The 19,179-nt window shown below is 53.4% G+C and carries 18 protein-coding genes and 1 tRNA gene; 12 read left to right on the plus strand and 7 right to left on the minus strand.

The window, feature by feature from the left end; translation table 11 throughout:
• Positions 1 to 20: 20 nt before the first annotated feature.
• From AACZ64_RS11855 to mce, 4 genes are all read left to right on the plus strand, one after another.
• On the plus strand, positions 21 to 1,553 hold the full coding sequence (locus AACZ64_RS11855) for an acyl-CoA carboxylase subunit beta (RefSeq protein WP_293615436.1): 1,533 nt from the start codon (positions 21 to 23) through the stop codon (positions 1,551 to 1,553).
• Between the two features lie 82 nt (positions 1,554 to 1,635).
• Positions 1,636 to 3,624 carry an acetyl/propionyl/methylcrotonyl-CoA carboxylase subunit alpha gene (locus AACZ64_RS11860; protein ID WP_293615435.1) on the plus strand — a complete coding sequence of 663 codons (1,989 nt, stop codon included), beginning with the start codon at positions 1,636 to 1,638 and terminating at the stop codon, positions 3,622 to 3,624.
• An 85-nt stretch (positions 3,625 to 3,709) separates the two neighbouring features.
• Positions 3,710 to 4,687, plus strand: coding sequence for a methylmalonyl Co-A mutase-associated GTPase MeaB (meaB, locus tag AACZ64_RS11865; protein ID WP_293615434.1), 978 nt, complete (start codon positions 3,710 to 3,712; stop codon positions 4,685 to 4,687).
• A gap of 46 nt (positions 4,688 to 4,733) precedes the next feature.
• On the plus strand, positions 4,734 to 5,138 hold the full coding sequence (gene mce / locus AACZ64_RS11870; RefSeq protein ID WP_293615433.1) for a methylmalonyl-CoA epimerase: 405 nt from the start codon (positions 4,734 to 4,736) through the stop codon (positions 5,136 to 5,138).
• Between the two features lie 78 nt (positions 5,139 to 5,216).
• Here mce and AACZ64_RS11875 read toward each other — a convergent pair whose 3' ends face one another.
• From AACZ64_RS11875 to AACZ64_RS11900, 6 genes are all read right to left on the minus strand, one after another.
• On the minus strand, positions 5,217 to 6,695 hold the full coding sequence (locus AACZ64_RS11875; RefSeq protein ID WP_293615432.1) for a potassium/proton antiporter: 1,479 nt from the start codon (positions 6,693 to 6,695) through the stop codon (positions 5,217 to 5,219).
• A gap of 126 nt (positions 6,696 to 6,821) precedes the next feature.
• Complete coding sequence (locus AACZ64_RS11880; RefSeq protein ID WP_293615431.1) at positions 6,822 to 7,784, minus strand: DHH family phosphoesterase; 963 nt, start codon at positions 7,782 to 7,784, stop codon at positions 6,822 to 6,824.
• A gap of 70 nt (positions 7,785 to 7,854) precedes the next feature.
• A complete protein-coding gene (gene sat / locus AACZ64_RS11885) occupies positions 7,855 to 9,045 on the minus strand; it encodes a sulfate adenylyltransferase (protein ID WP_293615430.1) in 1,191 nt (396 codons plus the stop codon).
• 69 nt (positions 9,046 to 9,114) lie between these two features.
• On the minus strand, positions 9,115 to 9,735 hold the full coding sequence (cysC, locus tag AACZ64_RS11890; RefSeq protein ID WP_293615429.1) for an adenylyl-sulfate kinase: 621 nt from the start codon (positions 9,733 to 9,735) through the stop codon (positions 9,115 to 9,117).
• Positions 9,736 to 9,745: 10 nt separating this feature from the next.
• Positions 9,746 to 10,396, minus strand: coding sequence for a TetR/AcrR family transcriptional regulator (locus tag AACZ64_RS11895; RefSeq protein ID WP_293615428.1), 651 nt, complete (start codon positions 10,394 to 10,396; stop codon positions 9,746 to 9,748).
• Positions 10,397 to 10,839: 443 nt separating this feature from the next.
• Positions 10,840 to 10,916: transfer RNA gene (locus tag AACZ64_RS11900), tRNA-Arg, on the minus strand.
• Positions 10,917 to 11,159: 243 nt separating this feature from the next.
• On the opposite strand from AACZ64_RS11900, the gene AACZ64_RS11905 reads away from it, so the two are divergent.
• From AACZ64_RS11905 to AACZ64_RS11940, 8 genes are all read left to right on the plus strand, one after another.
• On the plus strand, positions 11,160 to 11,822 hold the full coding sequence (locus AACZ64_RS11905; RefSeq protein WP_293615427.1) for an ATP-dependent zinc protease: 663 nt from the start codon (positions 11,160 to 11,162) through the stop codon (positions 11,820 to 11,822).
• 4 nt (positions 11,823 to 11,826) lie between these two features.
• Positions 11,827 to 13,353, plus strand: a complete 1,527-nt coding sequence (locus AACZ64_RS11910) for an inactive transglutaminase family protein (protein ID WP_293615426.1) — start codon at positions 11,827 to 11,829, stop codon at positions 13,351 to 13,353.
• Positions 13,350 to 14,309 carry an alpha-L-glutamate ligase-like protein gene (locus AACZ64_RS11915; protein ID WP_293615425.1) on the plus strand — a complete coding sequence of 320 codons (960 nt, stop codon included), beginning with the start codon at positions 13,350 to 13,352 and terminating at the stop codon, positions 14,307 to 14,309. Before AACZ64_RS11910 ends, AACZ64_RS11915 begins: the two co-directional genes overlap by 4 nt.
• A 107-nt stretch (positions 14,310 to 14,416) precedes the next feature.
• Complete coding sequence (locus AACZ64_RS11920) at positions 14,417 to 14,857, plus strand: c-type cytochrome (RefSeq protein WP_293615424.1); 441 nt, start codon at positions 14,417 to 14,419, stop codon at positions 14,855 to 14,857.
• A 127-nt stretch (positions 14,858 to 14,984) separates the two neighbouring features.
• Positions 14,985 to 15,539 carry a molybdenum cofactor guanylyltransferase gene (locus tag AACZ64_RS11925; protein WP_293615423.1) on the plus strand — a complete coding sequence of 185 codons (555 nt, stop codon included), beginning with the start codon at positions 14,985 to 14,987 and terminating at the stop codon, positions 15,537 to 15,539.
• Positions 15,540 to 15,729: 190 nt separating this feature from the next.
• Complete coding sequence (moaA, locus tag AACZ64_RS11930; protein WP_293615422.1) at positions 15,730 to 16,743, plus strand: GTP 3',8-cyclase MoaA; 1,014 nt, start codon at positions 15,730 to 15,732, stop codon at positions 16,741 to 16,743.
• 67 nt (positions 16,744 to 16,810) lie between these two features.
• Positions 16,811 to 17,398, plus strand: a complete 588-nt coding sequence (locus AACZ64_RS11935) for a TetR/AcrR family transcriptional regulator (RefSeq protein WP_293615421.1) — start codon at positions 16,811 to 16,813, stop codon at positions 17,396 to 17,398.
• Positions 17,399 to 17,605: 207 nt separating this feature from the next.
• Positions 17,606 to 18,175: a carboxymuconolactone decarboxylase family protein gene (locus AACZ64_RS11940; RefSeq protein ID WP_293615420.1), complete on the plus strand. Its 570-nt coding sequence runs from the start codon at positions 17,606 to 17,608 to the stop codon at positions 18,173 to 18,175.
• A gap of 145 nt (positions 18,176 to 18,320) precedes the next feature.
• On the opposite strand, the gene AACZ64_RS11945 is transcribed toward AACZ64_RS11940, so the two are convergent.
• Positions 18,321 to 19,007, minus strand: coding sequence for a S24 family peptidase (locus AACZ64_RS11945; protein ID WP_293615419.1), 687 nt, complete (start codon positions 19,005 to 19,007; stop codon positions 18,321 to 18,323).
• Positions 19,008 to 19,179 lie beyond the last annotated feature (172 nt).

The following is a 19,179-nucleotide window of genomic DNA, read 5'->3' on the forward strand; positions in this document are numbered from 1 at the left end:
GCCAGGATTGGGAGAACCCTATGTACGAAATTATGGAACAGTTGGAAACCATGCGTGAAAAAGCCCGCATGGGCGGTGGGCAGAAGCGTATCGATGCTCAGCATAGCAAAGGTAAACTGACCGCTCGTGAGCGTATTGACTTGCTACTGGATCCCGGCTCATTTGAGGAGTGGGACATGTTTGTCGAGCACCGCTGTACCGATTTTGGCATGGAGCAGGAGCATATTCCCGGCGACGGCGTGGTCATTGGCTACGGTACCGTCAATGGTCGGCTGGTGTTTGTCTTTAGCCAGGACTTCACGGTGTTTGGTGGTTCCCTGTCGGAAACCCATGCAGAAAAAATCTGTAAGCTGATGGACCACGCCATGAAAGTGGGTGCGCCGGTTATAGGGCTGAATGATTCCGGTGGTGCACGTATTCAGGAGGGTGTGGCCTCCCTGGGTGGCTATGCCGACGTGTTTCAACGCAATGTTATGGCGTCCGGTGTCATTCCACAAATTTCCATGATCATGGGCCCTTGTGCGGGTGGGGCGGTGTATTCCCCCGCCATCACAGACTTTATTTTCATGGTGAAAGACAGTTCCTATATGTTTGTGACCGGTCCCGAGGTGGTGAAAACCGTGACCCATGAGACGGTCACCGCGGAGCAGCTCGGAGGGGCAGTCACCCATTCGTCCAAATCCGGTGTGGCGGACCTGGCATTTGAAAATGATGTCGAGGCCCTGGTCAAGTTGCGCCGTTTCATCACATTCCTGCCAGCCAACAATCAGGAGAAACCACCTGTCTGGCCAACGGAAGACCCGGCAGATCGAGCCGAAGCATCGCTGGATACGCTGATTCCCGATGATCCGAATCAGCCCTACGACATGAAAGAGTTGATTGTAAAAGTGGCGGACGAGGGTGACTTTTTTGAGTTGCAGCCCGACTATGCAGCCAACCTGGTGATTGGTTTTATCCGCATCGAAGGGTCTACCGTGGGTGTGGTTGCCAACCAGCCGATGGTGCTGGCCGGTTGTCTGGATATTGATGCATCGAAAAAGGGTGCCCGCTTTATCCGTTTCTGTGATGCCTTCAATATCCCGGTGCTGACGTTCGTCGATGTGCCCGGCTTTATGCCCGGTACGACACAGGAATACGGCGGCATCATCAAGCACGGTGCCAAGTTGTTATACGCCTATGCGGAATGTACCGTCCCCAAAGTGACCGTGATCACTCGCAAGGCCTATGGTGGTGCCTACGATGTGATGTCGTCGAAACATCTGCGCGGTGATGTCAATCTCGCCTGGCCAACGGCGGAAATCGCAGTGATGGGGCCAAAAGGCGCCGTGGAGATTATTTTCCGCAAGGATATCGGCAACCAGGAAAAAATTGCTGCCCGTGAGCAGGAATACCGGGAGAAATTTGCCAATCCTTTCATCGCTGGTAAACGCGGGTTTATCGATGATGTGATCTTGCCCAGTCTGACTCGCAAGCGGGTGGCTAGATCGCTTTCCATGTTGCGCGACAAGCAACTGGAGAATCCCTGGCGGAAGCACGGCAATATTCCGTTGTAAGTGGGGATTGTGCCAGGGCCTGTAGTTACAAAATCAGGAAAACGCCTGCAATCTGTAGGCAGACAATAAAGAAGAGACAGTAATGTTTAAAAAAATTCTTGTTGCTAATAGAGGTGAAATCGCCTGTCGAGTGTTCCGTACGGCCAAGGCAATGGGTATCGGAACAGTTGCCGTTTACTCCGATGCAGACCGGGATGCCCTGCATGTGGCTCTGGCAGATGAAGCCGTTCACATCGGTCCCTCAGCTTCCGCTGAAAGCTATCTGGTGATTGATAAAATTATTGCTGCCTGTCAGCAGACCGGTGCTGATGCCGTGCACCCCGGTTACGGTTTTCTCTCGGAAAACAAACTGTTTTGTCAGGCGCTAGATGCTGCGGGTATTGCCTTCATCGGGCCCGGGGTGAGGGCGATTGAATCCATGGGTGACAAGATCACCTCCAAGCGGATTGCCGCCGAAGCAGGCGTCAGTACGATTCCCGGTTATACCGATGTGGTGAAGGATGCCGAGCAGGCAGTGGAGATTTCCAATGACATCGGCTATCCGGTGATGCTCAAGGCCTCTGCCGGTGGTGGCGGCAAAGGCATGCGTGTGGCCTGGAACGATGAAGAATGTCGCGACGGTTTTGAGCGCGCCACCAACGAAGCCCGATCCAGCTTTGGCGACGACCGTGTTTTTATTGAAAAGTTTATTCAGGAGCCACGGCACATCGAAATCCAGGTGATGGCCGACAGCTACGGCAACACCATCTACCTGGGCGAGCGTGAATGCTCCATCCAGCGCCGCCACCAGAAAGTCATTGAAGAGGCCCCGTCGCCCTTCCTGACCCCGGAAGTGCGGCGCAAAATGGGTGAACAGGCCATAGCGTTGGCCAAAGCGGTGGACTACAAGTCGGCCGGTACGGTGGAGTTTATCGCCGATGCCGAGATGAACTTTTACTTCCTGGAAATGAATACCCGCCTGCAGGTGGAACATCCGGTGACAGAGCTGGTCACCGGTCAGGATTTGGTGGAACTGATGATTCGCGTCGCCGCCGGTGAAAAACTGCCGCTGGCTCAGGAGGATGTAACACTGACTGGCTGGGCGATTGAAACCCGCGTGTATGCCGAGGATCCGTTCCGCAATTTTATGCCCTCTGTGGGTAGGCTGATTCGCTACCGCCCACCAACGGGCGAGGGTGTTCGAGTGGATACCGGTGTTTTCGAGGGTGGCGAAGTCTCGATGTTTTACGATCCGATGATCGCCAAGCTGATTACTTACGGTACAGACCGCAAGGAGGCCACTCAACGGATGGTGGAAGCACTGGACGCCTATTATATCCGGGGCGTTAATCACAATATCAGCTTCCTCAATGCGCTGATGGTTCACCCGCGTTTTGTGGCCGGTAAATTGACCACCAATTTTATTGCCGAGGAATACCCCGAGGGCTTCAGCCCCGATCTGGTACCCCAGGAGGATCCCGCGCTCTGCGTGGTGGCCGCCGCCGTGATCAATAAGAAATTCCGCGATCGCAGCGCCCTGATTACCGGCCAGTTACCCAGCCTGGAATACTGCCCCTCCAACGATTGGGTAGTGATGATGGAGGGGGATGATGCTCGCTATCCCATTTCGGTGGATACTTCTGTGGAGCCGATCGTGGCGACCATGGATGGCGATGAATATCGGGTGGAGACGGACTGGAAGCTCGGTGAGCCGCTGTTCAAGGCAGTTATCAACGGGCAGACCGTGTGCATACAGGTGGATCGCGATGGTTGGCTGTTCAGAATGTTTCATCGCGGTGCAGAAAAGCACGCCTACGTGGTTACCCCGCGCACTGCCGAATTGAGTCAGCATATGCTGGTCAAAGAACCCGCTGACTTGTCCAAATTCCTGCTGTCCCCCATGCCCGGTTTACTGGTGAAACTGAATGTGAAGGAAGGTGATCAGGTGAAGGCCGGTGAGGAAGTGGCTGTTGTTGAGGCCATGAAAATGGAAAACAGCTTGAGAGCAATATCCGACGGGGTGGTGAAAACTGTTTCTGCAGCGGCCGGTGACAGCCTCAAGGTAGACCAACCGATTATTGAATTTGAGTAATCACCGCTCTCTGCCCGCAACCGGGTTGGCAGCCTGTATTGGCCGGGTAAAATGGACGCTGGTCTGACGAGCTTGGAGATGGTCATTGCAGATTAATCCACAGGAGCTTGCCGAGGGTATCCGCAGCGGCGATCGCCGTGCCCTTGCCAAGGGAATTACACTGGTCGAATCGACCCGTGCAGATCACCGGGAGGCGGCTGCCCGTTTGCTTGAGCTGATCATGCCCTACACGGGCATCTCAATTCGGCTTGGTATTTCCGGCGTGCCCGGCGTGGGCAAATCGACGTTTATTGAGTCCTTTGGCAATCATGTGATCAGCCAGGGGCATCGGTTGGCCGTGCTGGCGGTAGATCCCACCTCAGCACTCAGTGGCGGCTCGATTCTGGGGGATAAAACCCGTATGGAAACCCTCGCCCGCCACCCCGATGCCTATATTCGGCCCTCCCCAGCTGGACAAACTTTGGGCGGAGTAACCCGCCGTACCCGCGAAACCCTGTTGCTCTGTGAAGCGGCGGGATTTGATGTGATCATTGTGGAAACCGTGGGTGTGGGTCAGTCGGAAACCGCCGTGGCACAGATGACCGACATGTTTTTACTGCTGCTGCTGCCCGGTGGCGGTGATGAGCTGCAGGGTATCAAGCGCGGTATTATGGAGCTGGCGGATTTGATTCTGGTGAACAAGGCGGATGGCGACCAGCAGGCGGCCGCCAACCGGACTGTAGCGGACTATCGCATGGCAGTTCACTTCCTGCACCCCCGCAGTCGACATTGGCAGGTTCAGGTTGAACCGCTTTCGGCGCTGCAGGGAGAAGGTGTGCAGAAAATATGGCAGACCGTTGAAGAATATCGGCAGGTGCTGGGCGATGCGGGCGAAATCGAGTCCCGCCGCGCTGCGCAGGCTCGGGCCTGGATGTGGAGCGAAACAGCCGACAGTCTGCTGGGCGAACTGAAAGAAAATGAGGTGGTAAAAGCCCTGGTGGATCAGCTGGAAGCTGATGTGACGGCCGGCCGAATCCCGGCCACTGTGGCGGCAAAACAACTGGTGGAAGCCTTTCTTGGCTAGTGCCGTCACCTATTTTTGAATGTAACCGGACGCAAAAGGTAACCCTATGATTGGCAAACTGAATCATGTCGCTATTGTGGTCCCTGATCTCGACAGGGCAATGACCACCTATCGGGATGCGCTGGGCGCAACCGTCTCCGAACCCATTGATCTGCCCGAACACGGTGTCCGGGTCGCCTTTGTGGAATTGCCGAATACCAAGATCGAATTATTGTTACCCCTCGGGGAAAATTCGCCCGTGGCGAAATTCCTTGAGCGCAATGTGGATGGTGGTATGCACCACCTGTGTTACGAGGTGGATGATATTATTACTGCCCGCGACAAACTGGTCGCGGCGGGTGCCCGGGTACTGGGCAACGGCGAGCCGAAAATCGGCGCCCATGGCAAGCCGGTGCTGTTTCTTCATCCCAAGGATTTCTGCGGTACGCTGGTGGAAATTGAGCAGGTCTGAAGTTGGCGGGAAAAGTATTCCTGTTAAAAACAGTTGTCCCCGCCATCAACCCTTTCATTTCGGCAACAGGCTGGATAGCTAGGACGGCAACTTCATACCAACTACTGTGATCTCGCGATTATCGAGTTGTCGCACCACGAAGATAGCCGTGCCAATGTTCACCTTGTCGCCGATAATGGGTGGTCGACGCAATTGTCCGGCAATCCAACTGCCAAGATTCTGGTCGGCATCCGATGGTTCCGGCAAGTCATAGAACTGACAGATTTCCCCCAGGGGAATTCTGCCATCCAGCACAAAATCCCCAAATACCCTGCGGAAGTTTTTTCTGTCATCCTTTTCCGGTAGAACCAGTCCCAGTCGTCGCGCCACCCAGGCGAGGCTGCCACCCTGCAATAGCAGGGAGGTCACCACGACCACAAAAGCCACATTGAAAAGGGTTTTTGCCCCCTCCAGGTCCACCATCATGGGAAAAATAGCCAACACGACCGGCACTGCACCGCGCAGACCTACCCAGGCAATAAAAAATGTTTCCCGGCGTGTGAAGTGAAATGGCAGCAGGCACAGCGACACGGCCAGCGGACGCGCAACCAGGATCAGTAACAGCGCGATACCCAGTGCCGGAAGCAGTTCGTCTGCCACTTCGCTGGGAGTAACCAGCAAGCCCAGCAGCAGGAACATCAGGGCCTGGGACAGCCAGGCAAAACCATCCATTGCTGACAGGGCCTGGCGGACGCTCCGGCGGGCCCGATTGCCCACCATCAGGCCGAACAGATAGATTGCGAGAAATCCCGAACCACCCACCCAGGTTGCAAAGGCAAACACGCCGATACCGGCTGACATTAATAGCAGGGCGAGTATGCCGGCGCCACTGTCCAGCATACCCCGAATGCGGTTGACGGCACTGGCCATGGCGATGCCGGCCAGGTAGCCGATCAACCCGCCTATACCAAACTGCGTGGTCAGGCTGAGCAGGGTGGTCCAGCCATCGAAAGCCAGCGCCTCGCCGGCGTTATAAATCAGGGCGATACTGATAAACGTCAGGGTTAGGTAGACCGCCATTGGGTCATTCATGCCGGACTCGATTTCCAGCGTGGCGGCAACCCGCTCGTTGAGCCGCACGCCGCAGGATTTGAGCAGTGAAAACACGGCGGCGGCATCGGTGGAGCCGACGATCGCGCCCAGCAACATGGCCATTGGCCAGCTGAGCCCCAGCAGCCACATGGCGGCGAGACCCGTAAGGCCGGCAGACAGCAATACACCCAGTGTCGCCAGTATCAGGGACGGTTTGAGTCCGGTGCGAAAAGTGGCAAAGTCGGTGCGCAGCCCACCATCCACCAGAATGACGGCAAGGGCGATGTTGCCAACCCAGAAGCTCAGCGCAAAATTGTCAAAACTGATGCCACCGATACCGTCCTCGCCACTGAGCATACCGACAATGAGAAAAACCAGTAGAAAAGGAAAGCCGACCCGCGATGAGATGATACCGGCAAACACTGCCACAAAAATCAGTGCTGCTGCGGCCATTAAGGGTAGGGCAAGGAAGTCGAGTGATAGCATGTGCTTCCTCGGGGGTTAATCGATATTCTCAGGGTCGTCGCGTGACGACCAATAACAGTTTAATCGGTGAAGGCAATTGGACGCTAGTGAGAAGCGGGCCGGTCCAATCGAATGCCGGGGTGGAGGTCAGGCATAACTGGCTTCGAACGCATCGATAAAGTCAGCCAGCATCCCGGCGGGCAGGTTATTGATCCCTGCCGCAGCTGCACGGCCGCCGCCGGTGGGGAAGCGCCGGCATAAATCCGCAGCACCCTGGCGGTTGTTCAGTGGCGCCCGCACGCTCACCAAATAGTCGCCCTGGGAGGTTGCCGTGAGAACAGCATGGGCCCGGCCGGGATGATCATTGGTCAGTTGATTGCTGAAGACACCGCTGACCCGTCTGGCCCAGGCTTCGTTCGGCAGAATGAATACCGCGGTGGTGTCTGACTTTTTCTCGGCGGCAATGTCTGCGGCCGCCGCCATATCGTTGTGGTAGCCATTCTCCAGTTTATCGAAGTGTTCACTGTCGTGGCGGACGAAATCCAGAGGGTCTGTATAAAGACTGGTCTGTCGAAAGAGCTCGGCAGGCAGGATGTGTAAATCATCTACGGAAGCACCGTAACCGTTATAGTTGATATAAATGCCGAGCTTTTGCAGCTGTCTGAGGTCGGTATCACTGTACTGTAATGCCGCGTCGGCCAGCGTCTGTGCCTGTTGATTGAGGTTGTCGCCAAATGCGCCGACCACCGCCCAGGCGGCGAAGGCATTCTCAAGATACCGGTTAACCAGCAGACTGGTACAGGTATCGGGCGCTTCGTTGATCAGAGCAGTGAGTTTTTCTGTGTCCGGAATAGTGCCGGAAAAGTGGTGATCTACGTAAAATACCGTTGCCCCGACCGCCAGTAACCGCTCCAGATCGGGACGGTTCTTGTCCATTGAGATATCCAGTACGGTGATCCGGTCATCGGGTCGGGCCGTGACAGTTTTCAGCAGGCTGATGTTGCGTTTTACCCCGGTAATCAGGTTGCTCTGGCGGGGTTCTGCCAACCGCAGTTGTGTCAGCGCACAGATACCGTCGGCATCACCATTGAATACATCAAAATCGGCCATGAAAAGTCCTTGTCTGGAGGATGGCATATAGCGGGGTAGACACGCCCCGCTATTCACTAACAGGTATTATTTATTGGTGCTCGGACTGGTAGTAATCCATCAATATTTTGGCGACTTCAGGGCGGGAAAACTCGGGTGGTGGCGCGATGCCGTCTCCCAGCATTTGCCGTACTTTGGTGCCGGACAGCAGGATAAAGTCCTCTTTCTGGTGATCTTCCGCCTCATTCATCATTACCACTCGGCCCAGCTTGGAGGAGAAGGCGGTGTGATCCGCCCGGAAGATCTCGATCTCCAGTGCATCGTCCGGTACTTTTTCATCGAAGATGGTCTGGGCATCGAAGGCCCCGTAGTAATCGCCGACGCCCGCGTGATCGCGGCCCACGATCAGGTGAGTTGCCCCCATGTTCTGGCGGAACAGGGCATGCAGCACGGCCTCGCGCGGGCCGGCATAGAGCATGTCGAAACCGTAGCCAGTGACCATGACAGTATTTTTCGGAAAGTAGTGCTCTACCATGGTACGGATACAGGCATCGCGAACCGGCGCCGGGATATCGCCTTTTTTCAGTCGTCCCAACAGCATATGGATAACCACGCCGTCGGCATCGAGGCGTTCCATCGCCATACGACAGAGTTCTTCGTGAGCGCGGTGCATCGGATTGCGGGTCTGGAAAGCGATTACTTTTTCCCAGCCACGCTCGGTGATCTCATTGCGTATTTCCACGGCGGTGCGGAAGGTGTCGGGAAAATCACTCTGAAAATAACTGAAGCTCAGTACCTGCAGTTTTCCCGAGATCAAATAGTTACCCAGATGGGTGAAGGTGGATACGCCAGGGTGGTCCGGATCAAGATTGCCAAAAATCTGTTCGGCCATGATTTCAATGTCTTCATCCGAGACGGTTTCAATCTGATCGACTTCCATGATCGCCATCACTGGATTGCCTTCAGTGTTCGGGTCGCGCAGGGCGATGCGTTTGGCACCTCTGATAGCACTGACATCTTTTGCCAGATTGATGACCGGTACCGGCCAGAACAGACCCTCAACAGTCTGCATTTTTTCCGCCACACTCATGGCGTCAGCCAGGCCCATGTAACCCTCCAGCGGATTGAAGTAGCCGGCACCGAGCATGACGGCGTTGGCAGCGGCCGCCGAGTTCAACAGCAGTGAAGGCAGTTCTTCGGCTTCCTTAAGCAGTTGATGGTGTTGCTCTGTATCGTAAACAAAGAGGGGGTTCAAGGTGTCTGAGCCGTGGGGCCTGATCAAAATACTATCTCCTGTTGTCGTATTGCTGAACGAGTTTGGCAAGTGCTTTTTTGTGGGGTCGTCCGAGGCCTAGATGCCGGCAAGGAACTGGTGTGATTTCAGGTAATTGATTATCGTATCAACTTCCTCTTCCAGAGTTGTCTGGTCGGTCTGCAAATGGATTTCGGGATTTTCCGGGGCTTCATAGGGGTCGTCAATACCCGTGAAGTTTTTAATCTCACCGGCGCGAGCCTTTTTGTAAAGACCTTTGGGGTCGCGTTTTTCCGCTTCCTGCAGTGGGCAGTCGACAAAAACCTCGATAAAGTCCAATCCGGCTGCTTTGTGTAGCTGTCGAACGGCATCCCGATCGGCTCGGTAGGGACTGATAAAACTGGATAGGGAGATAATACCGGCATCGGCAAACAGTTTGGCAATTTCACCGATGCGGCGAATATTTTCGGTGCGGTCCGCCGCGCTGAAGCCGAGATTCTTGTTGATGCCCAGTCGGACATTGTCGCCATCCAGTCGGTAGGCCAGTTTGCCGAACTCGTAGAGCCGGCTCTCGAGGGCGACGGCCACGGTGCTTTTGCCGCTGCCGGACAGCCCGGTAAACCAGAGTGTGGTGCCGCGCTGTCCCATCAGTTGAAAACGATCATCGCGGGTTACTTCGCCATGGTGCCATTGCACATTGGTTGCTTTTTGCTGAGTCATGGTGGGTGTCCTAATTGACCTGGGTATCAGTTTGGGGCTCTATGTCAGAGGTTGCGGCTTTCCTGGCGAGGCAGCCGTGCAATAGTATATCGGCACAATTTTCTGTTACGTCCTCAGGCCTCAGGGTGGGATTTCGCAGTAATTGTGCACCCCAATAATTGCACAGGCCGATCAGTGACAGTGCCGTGAAATGGCAGTCGATATCCTCGCGCAACTGACCACTTGAGACCCCTTCACAGAAAATCCCCTCAAGTTGTTGGCGATAGCGTGACCCCAGCATATTGAGCTGTTTACGACGCTCTTTGGGGAGATACAGACGCTGTTCATTGTGTACCTTCATGGCTTCATTATTGTGTTCGTAGGTTGCCAGGTGAGCGGCGATGGCGGTTTTCAACTTGCTCTCAACTTCGCCGGGTTGATGAGCAATCGACTCGATATCTGAAACGTAGCCCCTCAGGGCCGTCAGGCAGACTTCTTCCAGCGCCGCTTCCTTCGATTTGAAATAGTAGTAGAGGCTGCCCTGTTGAATACCGAGTTTTTCGGCGATGTCCCGGGTGCTGGCACCATGATAACCCTTGTTGGCAAATATCGCTGCCGCGGCGGCCACGGCCCGTTCATGTCGGTGGGTATAGCGGGTTGTAGGTTTGTCAGTTGTCTGCATCGGGAACCGGCTGTAGTTCTATAGCCCTATAGAATCTATAGGTTTATAGAAAAATGCAAGCGGTGATTCGGTTTTTAGTGTATGGAGAGGGGTGTGTGGTGAGGGAAAGAGAAAACGGCTATCGCTACCGTGATAGGTGCCACAGGCAATCGATGGGTGAGAGTGTCTCGCTGGCAAGCAGATAGAGGTTAAAAAGATTACTGATCTTGCGGGACTGTCTGAGTACCTGAAAACTTCCGAAATAAGTGTAGGGTTTGGAGAAAATGGCGCACCCGAGAGGGTTGACTCAAAACGGCTGGTGGCCGTTTTGCTCCCTGCGGGACTGCGCCGCACTGCGGCTTGGTCCAACTTCCTGACGGAAGTTGTCGAACCTCTTATCGGTTCGAACACTTACCGGTGTGCCAAACAAAAATCCCGGCACAGGGCCGGGATGTTCGTATGGATGGCGCACCCGAGAGGATTCGAACCTCTGACCTCTGCCTCCGGAGGGCAGCGCTCTATCCAGCTGAGCTACGGGTGCGTTACTGACTATCTGAATTGTAGACCCATTACGCTTCTGGGTTAGTCGATACGATACCGCTATACTGTACGACAATTTTGATATGGGTAAGGTTACCTGAGCGGGCGCAATGATATAGCGTCACTGTCCGTTAGTCCATTTTTCTGGCGGTCATCGCTCATCTGAAAAAATGAACGATATCTGGAAAAATGATTCCTGCAGGGTATCGTTTAGTGGTTTGTCTGTTCAAGGAGTGTGGTATCCGTGAGAGTTGTGTTATTTGTCAGTGTGGTTGGATTGCTGGTTCTTGCAGGCTGCACACAGGTGCAACCACAGACTGAGTCAACGACGAATGTGGGCGAAGATCCGCCCAAAACGGATTCGCCTCTTGCGGAGCCAGTGTGCCCCACCCCGCCCCCCTGTCCAGTTTGCAAAGCGCCGGCGATTATGTGTCCCGAGCCAAAAGTCGTTGAAAAAATTGTGGTTAAGACGGTGCCCGCCACTGCTGGTGAGTTGAACCTGCCCATTATTGGGGAAATCGAAAATGTTTTTGTTGACCCCCCCGGCATCAAGATGGAGGCCAGGGTTGATAGCGGGGCTGAAACCTCTTCCATCCACGCGGAAAATATCCAGATGATAGAGCGGGATGGTATTCGATTTGTCCGGTTTGTCATTCCCGATCCTAAAACAGGTGAGCCTATTGATATGGAGCAAAAACTGGCGCGCACGGTATTGATCAAACGAAAGGTCGGCGAACCGGAACGTCGTTATGTGGTGAAGCTCTGGATAACCATGGGAGAAATTAAAGAAAATATTGAAGTGACCCTTTCTGATCGTGAAGACTTTGAGTTTTCTTTTCTGGTTGGCCGTAACCTGTTGACGGATACCGCTATCATTGATGTCAGTCGCAAACATACACGGAAGTGATTATATGATGTCTTCCAAGTTGCAAATTTCACTGGTGGCAGGTTTATTGATCGCTGTCGGTCTGGGATTAACGTTGTATAAAACGATTGAGTTGGACTTCCCACTGTTGCCGGGTGAAAAGCAGGATGTCTGGACACTGGAGTCCAAGATCACCTTCAATCCGGGTGATGGTCCTGTGGAAATTGCACTGGCACTGCCGGAAACCCAGGCGGGCTGGGTGATGCTCGACGAATATTTTGCTTCCTCCGGGTTTGGTTTCTCGGTAGAGGATGATGCGGGAAAGCGGCAGGCAAAGTGGACGCGCCAATCCCAGGAACACCCAACGACGCTCTATTACAAGTTGCAGGTTTATCGTGCGGATATCTCAGAGCTGGGGACCAGCCCGGTGCCCTCGGTGGTATCTCCCGAGCTCAGCGACGACCGGCGGACCGCTATGGAGCGCGTGGTATCCAGTTTGCGGGAACGCTCCTCCGGTCCGGTCAGCTTTACGGCACTACTGCTGCAGCAGCTGGCCCAGGGGGGAATGGATCAGGATGCAGCGTTTTTGTTTGGTACCCGAGAGGCAACCGATCTGACCGTGGCCATGGATGTGCTCTCTTTTGCCGGGATCCCCTCCCAACGAGTGCGAGGAGTGTATCTGGAAGACGGCCGCCGTCGCCAGCAGATGTCGACGCTGTTGGAGGTGTTTGATAACGGTAGTTGGTATCTGTTCGATCCCACTACAGCAAAGCCCGGTTTGCCCGAAAACTTTTTTGTCTGGCAGCGGGGTGAGCGGTTCGTGCTCGACGTGATCGGTGGCACCAGCTCGCAGCTGGAATTTGCCATCGTTAAAAATACCCTGCCCGTCAAAACCGTGTTGTCCATGGAGCAGCAGGCAGGGGACAAGCTGATGCTGGATTTCTCAATTTATGCCCTACCGGTGGAACAGCAGGGCATGTTCAAGGGTTTGCTGCTGTTGCCCGTCGGTGCACTGGTGGTGGTATTGCTCAGGGTGATGGTGGGAATTCGCACATCGGGCACCTTCATGCCGATTCTTATTGCGCTGGCATTTATTCAGACTTCACTGATTACCGGATTGGTGATCTTTCTCACTGTTGTCAGCGCCGGGTTGTGGATTCGATCCTACCTCTCCCATCTCAATCTCTTGTTGGTGGCGAGGATCACCGCCGTGGTCATACTGGTGATCCTGATCATGGCCACTCTGAGCATCGTTACCTACAAACTGGGCTTCGAACAGGCGCTTACGGTGACATTCCTGCCGACGATCATTCTCTCCTGGACTATTGAGCGGATGTCGATTCTCTGGGAAGAGGAGGGCGCACACGAAGTATTAGTTCAGGGTGGTGGCAGTCTGCTGGCGGCGATTCTCGCCTATCTGTTGATGACCATGGAGTTGGTGGCACACCTGACGTTTAATTTCCCCGAGTTGATGATCAGTCTGCTGGGTGTGGTGTTATTGCTCGGTAAATATACGGGCTACCGGTTGTCAGAATTGTATCGTTTCCGTTATCTGAGAAAGGACTGGCAGTGAAATTCATTTCTCCGGGTGAGTTGCGTCGGTTGGGCGTGCTGGGCATGAACAGCCGCAACGTCAACTACATTGGTGCAACCAATGAACGCCACCGGTTTCCGTTGGTAGATGACAAGCTGAAAACCAAGCGCCTTGCGCAGGACCATGGTATGCGTGTCCCGAAGTTATTCGGGGTCCTCAGTATTCAACACGAAATACAAAGTTTGGAAAAGACCCTTGAAGGGTTGGAGCGTTTCGTCATCAAACCTGCTCATGGCAGCGGTGGCAAGGGGATACTGGTGGTCTGTGAACGCCGAGCTCAGGAGTTCGTCAAGTCATCCGGTACGGTGATTAGTCTGCGCGACGTGAAGCGCCATACCTCCAATATTCTCAGTGGTCTTTACAGTCTTGGTGGGCGAACGGATGTGGCAATGATTGAAGATATGATTATCTTTGATCCTCTGCTCAGTGATTTCAGCTACGAGGGCGTTCCGGATATCCGGGTGATCGTGTATCGGGGATTTCCGGTGATGGCCATGATGCGTTGTGCGACCCATGCCTCAGATGGTAAAGCCAACCTCCATCAGGGTGCCGTGGGCGTTGGGCTGGATATCAAAACCGGTTGTAGTGTTTGTGCGGTTCAGAACAACGCCAGGGTCGACAAGCACCCCGATACAGGTATTGGCTTTGAAAACCTGCAGTTGCCCCATTGGCAGGAAATTCTCGATTTGGCCTGTGGTTGTTACGAAATGACTGGCTTGGGTTATTTCGGTGCGGATATTGTGCTCGACAAGTACCGAGGGCCGATGATTCTTGAGCTCAACGCCAGACCAGGCCTTGCTATCCAGATTGCCAATCAGGCCGGGTTGGCAAAACGCTTGCAAGCCATAGATCGGCTTGAGACTGTTGATCGGTCCATCGCTGAGCGGACGGAACTGGCGAGAACAATGTTCGCTCAGAAACCGGATCAGGTATAACCCTTCCCGGCTTTGAACTTTAACCCCAAACAACATTCACCCCGGAAGTTTATGCGTTATAATAACGCACTGAATCTGGTCGTTAATACGCAAAAATGGAGACGAAAATGAACCAATTGAAAAAGCTGAGTGTGTTTGGCGCTGCTTTGCTGCTGGTCGCCGGTATGGCCGGTTGCGGTTCTGAGGAGCAGGAAGTGCAGCTGACTGCCCAGCAAGAGAAGGACATGTCCGAGCGTCTCGCACCTGCCGGTGAAGTGGTTTTGGCGGGTAATGTACCTGAACCGACCAAAGTTGCCTCAGCTGGGCCTCGCTCCGGAGAAGATATTTACAACAGCAAGTGCGTTGCCTGTCACTCCAGTGGAGCAGGTGGTGCGCCAAAAACCGGTGTGGCCAGTGACTGGTCGCCCCGTATTGATCAGGGTATGGATGTACTCTATGCCAATGCCATCAGCGGGATTCGCGGTATGCCGGCGAAAGGCCTGTGTATGGATTGCTCCGAGGACGAGGTTAAAGCAGCTGTGGACTATATCCTGGAGAAGAGTAAATAATCGGCTCTTTTATGATAAAAACCGCGCTATTGGCGCGGTTTTTTTATGGCTGCGGGCTTTGTGCCCGAGTGCTAGTATCTCAAAGAACCTGTTTTGGTTCATTTTCATAACCTGAATGTCGAGTGCCATGCATACCTGTAGTGGTTTAATTCTGGCTGGAGGACTGTCAACGCGAATGGGCTCAGATAAGGCCTCTTTGCAGCGCAACCACCAGACGATGGAAAATTTCAACAGGGGGTTGCTTGCCGCGCTTGGCCTTGATGTGGTCGTGGCGGGCGGTTCTTCAGGCATACCCGACCTGATTCCCAGGGCCGGCCCCCTGGCAGCTATCTATTCTGTCCTGCACACCATAAAACCCTCTGCACTGCTGGTCCTTCCCGTGGATATGCCCCTGTTGACCACAACAGTGTTGGGGGCATTGTTGGAAGAGGGCGAGAAAACTGGTTTACCTGTCTGTTATGAGGGTTGTTACCTGCCGCTATACCTGCCAGTTACACAATCCCTGCAAGACTATCTCGATATAGCTTTTACGGAAGGCAGCGATCAACCGCGTTCGTTGAAGCGAATGCTTGCCGCACTGAACGGTCGGCAATTGCCCATCACGGATGCCGATGCGCTACTTAATGCCAATACGCCCGAGGAGTGGCAGCAAGTGCTGCAGATGATGGATGACGTCGATTGAGGGCCCAGAAGGCATGTCAATGTGACCGGGCAGGCTAGTTGGTTGCCGGTATCTTCCGAAGGGCCGTGCGTTTTGCTGACCGAAAAATAACCGATGAGCTAACCAGTCAAGGGCCTGGTAAAGGTATTCTGGACTTGACCTGATGCTTTGATCGGGTACGCTCCAGACTACCCCCTTTTTGGCTGTACTTATGTCATTTATGCCTGACAGCAAATCAACTGTACTGACTGATCGCTTTGGCCGGGTCGTCAACTATCTGCGCCTGTCGGTAACAGATCGCTGTGATTTTCGCTGTGTCTACTGCATGGCGGAGGACATGGTGTTCGTGCCGCGTCAGCAGTTGCTGACTCTGGAAGAACTGGCATTTGTTGGTCAGGCGTTTGTCGAGTTGGGTGTGAGTCGTATCCGCCTCACCGGTGGAGAACCGCTGGTGCGGCGCAATCTGATGTCGCTGGTACACAGCCTGGGTAAATTGCCGGGGCTGGACGAATTGCTGCTGACCACTAACGGCGCAAGGCTTGAGTCGGTGGCGGGGGAGCTGGTTGATGCCGGCGTCAAACGCATCAATATCAGCCTCGATTCCCTGCAACCGCTGCGCTTTGCGGCGATTACCCGCACAGGCGAGTTACATCGGGTCCTGAGTGGCATCGCGGCTGCCAAGCGGGCCGGTATCGAGCGGGTCAAGATCAATGCGGTAATCATGCGTGGCCAGAACGATGACGAAGTTATAGCACTGCTGGATTTTGCTCTGGAGCACGGCCTGGATATCAGCTTTATTGAGGAGATGCCTCTCGGGGTGACAAGTCGGTCTGATCGTCAGAAGGAGCTTGTCAGCAGTCAGGAAATTCGGGCCAGAATTGGCCGTTTCTACCCCTTAATGGCCAGCGCGGAAACATCTCCCGGGCCGTCACGGTATTACCGAATACCCGGTAGCAACAGCCGGATTGGCTTTATTTCCCCAAACTCTCACAATTTTTGTGAAAGTTGTAACCGTGTGCGGGTGACCTGTGAGGGGCAATTGTTGCTGTGCCTGGGCAACGAGCACTCGGTGGACCTGCGGGCCGTGATTCGCGCTCACCCCGGCGACATGGCTGCCCTCAAAACCACCATTGTCGAAGCCATGGCCATCAAGCCGGAGAGGCACCATTTTTATGATCCGGACCAGCCACAGGTGGTGCGTTTTATGAATGCCACCGGTGGTTGAGAACCTTGGCATGCTGCAATAATTCCAGATAGTTGACAAATAGAACTGATCGGTCCATAATTTATCCATGAATCTGGGCAGGCCAAGAGAGTTCGATATTGACCGTACACTGGAATCTGCGACCCAGCAGTTCTGGGCCGTGGGTTATGAAGCGACATCTCTCCAGGACTTGCTGCGGGTGATGTGCCTGTCCAAAAGCAGCCTCTATCAGACCTTTGGCAACAAGCAGCAACTTTTTATTCAATGCCTGGATCATTACCGGAAAAGCATGGTTGTTCAATTGGAGGAAAAACTGGCTGCGAACAATTCCGCCAGGGAGTTTCTTCGGGGATTTCTTGAGGACATCGTTGCGGAAGCTCAACAGAAAACGGGCCGCAGGGGATGTCTGCTGGTTAATACCGCCAATGAGCTATCCCAGCGGATTCCCGAGGTGCAGTTGGCCGTAGCAGCGGGTGCCGGAGCAGTATTGAACGTTTTTCGCCGCGCAATGGAACTCGCCGTGGAACAGGGAGAGATTTCTTCGTCTGCGTCCCTGGATAGTTTGGTGAATTTCTATTTTTCCGGAGTCAGTGGCTTGCGAACCATGGTCAAGGCCGGTATTGATAAACGTGAACTGGAGCCTGTGGTGGCGTTGATCATGGATTCCATCAAATAATTTTTTTGCCGATTAAAGGACCGTTGAGTCCTAAAATGTTTTAGTAAAAAAGCCCTTGGACGAGCATCGGTAGCTCACCTGGTTTGTTTATCAAAACCATTTCGCGAAGGGGTGCTATCAATTGCCGTATTTTTGAGTAACTGGCAAATAAACGTAAAAATTTTTGCCCTATTTTGAACCGTAAAGTCCATATCAGGAGTAAATACCATGAAATCTGAATACAAAATGTCACAACCGGCAGTGGAGCTGAATTCAGCGCCAGAGGAAATAAAAAATATTTTAACCGAACAAAAAAATAACTTTGGTTTTCTTCCCAACATGTACGCCACGATGGCCAATGCGCCTTCCATGCTGAAGATGTACCTGAATGGTTATCAGTTATTCCGGCAGGAAGCCACCTTTTCGCCAGCAGAACAGGAAGTGGTTTTTCTGACCATAAGCCGTGAAAACGGTTGCGACTACTGCATGGGTGCGCACAGCATGATTGCGGACAAAATGTCGGGGGTTCCCGCTGACGTGACGGAGTCCATACGCAACAACGCACCAATTGATGACCCGAAATTGCAGGTATTGCACGACTTTGTGGTCACCATGTTGAACAAACGGGGTGCTCCTTCACGTGCAGAAGTGGAGTGTTTTCTGGCCGCAGGTTATACCGAACAGCAAGTGCTGGAATTGATTGTGGCGATAGCGGTGAAAACGCTGAGCAACTACAGCAATCACCTGTTTCATACTGAGCTGGATGATGTGTTTGCGGACTATCGTTGGGTGGGGTAAGCCTGTAGCTGGCAGAGGAGGCCCTCTCCTCTGCCTTGTTCTCCTTTTGTGTCAACGCTAGCTTGGGGAGGAGATGACCCAAAGTAGGTGCAAGTTAGAGACGAGTTTAATAGGCTGGACACCAATAAATCGGTTGAAAGTTAACTTACATCGGAATTAAGTATCGTCCTTTAAAAATAACAACACCATGAATAGTTGTGGTCTTATTCAGCTCGAAAATTCTGTTTGGCCAGTCGTGGTTTAATGCCATCAGATATAAACGACCACTGTCTTGAATGAGTTGTCTGCATTTGAAACGTTTGGCCGATGGGTCAAAAAAAATGACAAAGTTGCCTGGTTCGGCATCGACAGCTGGATCCACAAAGAGTATTTCCCCCTCGTAAAGTGCTGGCTCCATGCTGCAGCTATCCATAGATAGAACGAAAGATTGTTCGCTGCAGGGGCAAGGGCATGGTAGGCGGTTGGCGTCAGGGTGGTCGTACTCTTCCCGTGATGGGGCGAGGCTTTCCCATGAAAACACGGGTAAAAATCTTAGTTGGAAGTCCTCGTAAGCGGTTTGCTCTCTATGGTTGATTGCGTGAAACGTATGCGGTTCATCCATCCATCCCATGGGTTTGTTCATACCCTTTTCGAGTTTCTCCGCCAAATTGATTCCTACCTGCCTGGGTGTGCCATTCTGGGTCGGCGTTTGGTTTCGAATTTGGCTTAGGTAGGAGCTGTTCGTGCCGGTTAACTTGGCGAGCGTGACCGCTGATCCGGCTTCTGAAATCAGGGCTTCAAGATTCTGCCGCCGTATATATGGCAGCTTTCTATTTATGGGTGTTGTCGACATGACTTTGCTACTGAGTGTGCTGGTACATGTTTTTTTAGTTGTTGACAATTCTAACAGTGTTTGGGCAGTGCTTGGGCGGCAGTTTAGCATTCTGATAAACAAATTGTGCTAAAACAATATTGAATTGTTTTGGACTTAAAGCTAATGTTATTGAGCATGGAGCTAAAGGTAG

The sequence above is a fragment of the uncultured Porticoccus sp. genome, from assembly GCF_963975625.1.
Taxonomy (GTDB): Bacteria; Pseudomonadota; Gammaproteobacteria; order Pseudomonadales; family Porticoccaceae; genus Porticoccus.

Bases quoted from the DNA above. Each gene is read 5' to 3' on its own strand.
- AACZ64_RS11875 (WP_293615432.1), bottom strand. From the start codon at position 6,695: ATGCTATCACTCGACTTCCTTGCCCTACCCTTAATGGCCGCAGCAGCA.
- AACZ64_RS11940 (WP_293615420.1), top strand. From the start codon at position 17,606: ATGAAATCTGAATACAAAATGTCACAACCGGCAGTGGAGCTGAATTCA.
- AACZ64_RS11925 (WP_293615423.1), top strand. From the start codon at position 14,985: ATGCATACCTGTAGTGGTTTAATTCTGGCTGGAGGACTGTCAACGCGA.
- AACZ64_RS11945 (WP_293615419.1), bottom strand. From the start codon at position 19,007: ATGTCGACAACACCCATAAATAGAAAGCTGCCATATATACGGCGGCAG.
- AACZ64_RS11895 (WP_293615428.1), bottom strand. From the start codon at position 10,396: ATGCAGACAACTGACAAACCTACAACCCGCTATACCCACCGACATGAA.
- AACZ64_RS11880 (WP_293615431.1), bottom strand. From the start codon at position 7,784: ATGGCCGATTTTGATGTATTCAATGGTGATGCCGACGGTATCTGTGCG.
- AACZ64_RS11860 (WP_293615435.1), top strand. From the start codon at position 1,636: ATGTTTAAAAAAATTCTTGTTGCTAATAGAGGTGAAATCGCCTGTCGA.
- AACZ64_RS11910 (WP_293615426.1), top strand. From the start codon at position 11,827: ATGATGTCTTCCAAGTTGCAAATTTCACTGGTGGCAGGTTTATTGATC.
- moaA (WP_293615422.1), top strand. From the start codon at position 15,730: ATGTCATTTATGCCTGACAGCAAATCAACTGTACTGACTGATCGCTTT.
- AACZ64_RS11920 (WP_293615424.1), top strand. From the start codon at position 14,417: ATGAACCAATTGAAAAAGCTGAGTGTGTTTGGCGCTGCTTTGCTGCTG.
- AACZ64_RS11935 (WP_293615421.1), top strand. From the start codon at position 16,811: ATGAATCTGGGCAGGCCAAGAGAGTTCGATATTGACCGTACACTGGAA.
- AACZ64_RS11855 (WP_293615436.1), top strand. From the start codon at position 21: ATGTACGAAATTATGGAACAGTTGGAAACCATGCGTGAAAAAGCCCGC.
- cysC (WP_293615429.1), bottom strand. From the start codon at position 9,735: ATGACTCAGCAAAAAGCAACCAATGTGCAATGGCACCATGGCGAAGTA.
- mce (WP_293615433.1), top strand. From the start codon at position 4,734: ATGATTGGCAAACTGAATCATGTCGCTATTGTGGTCCCTGATCTCGAC.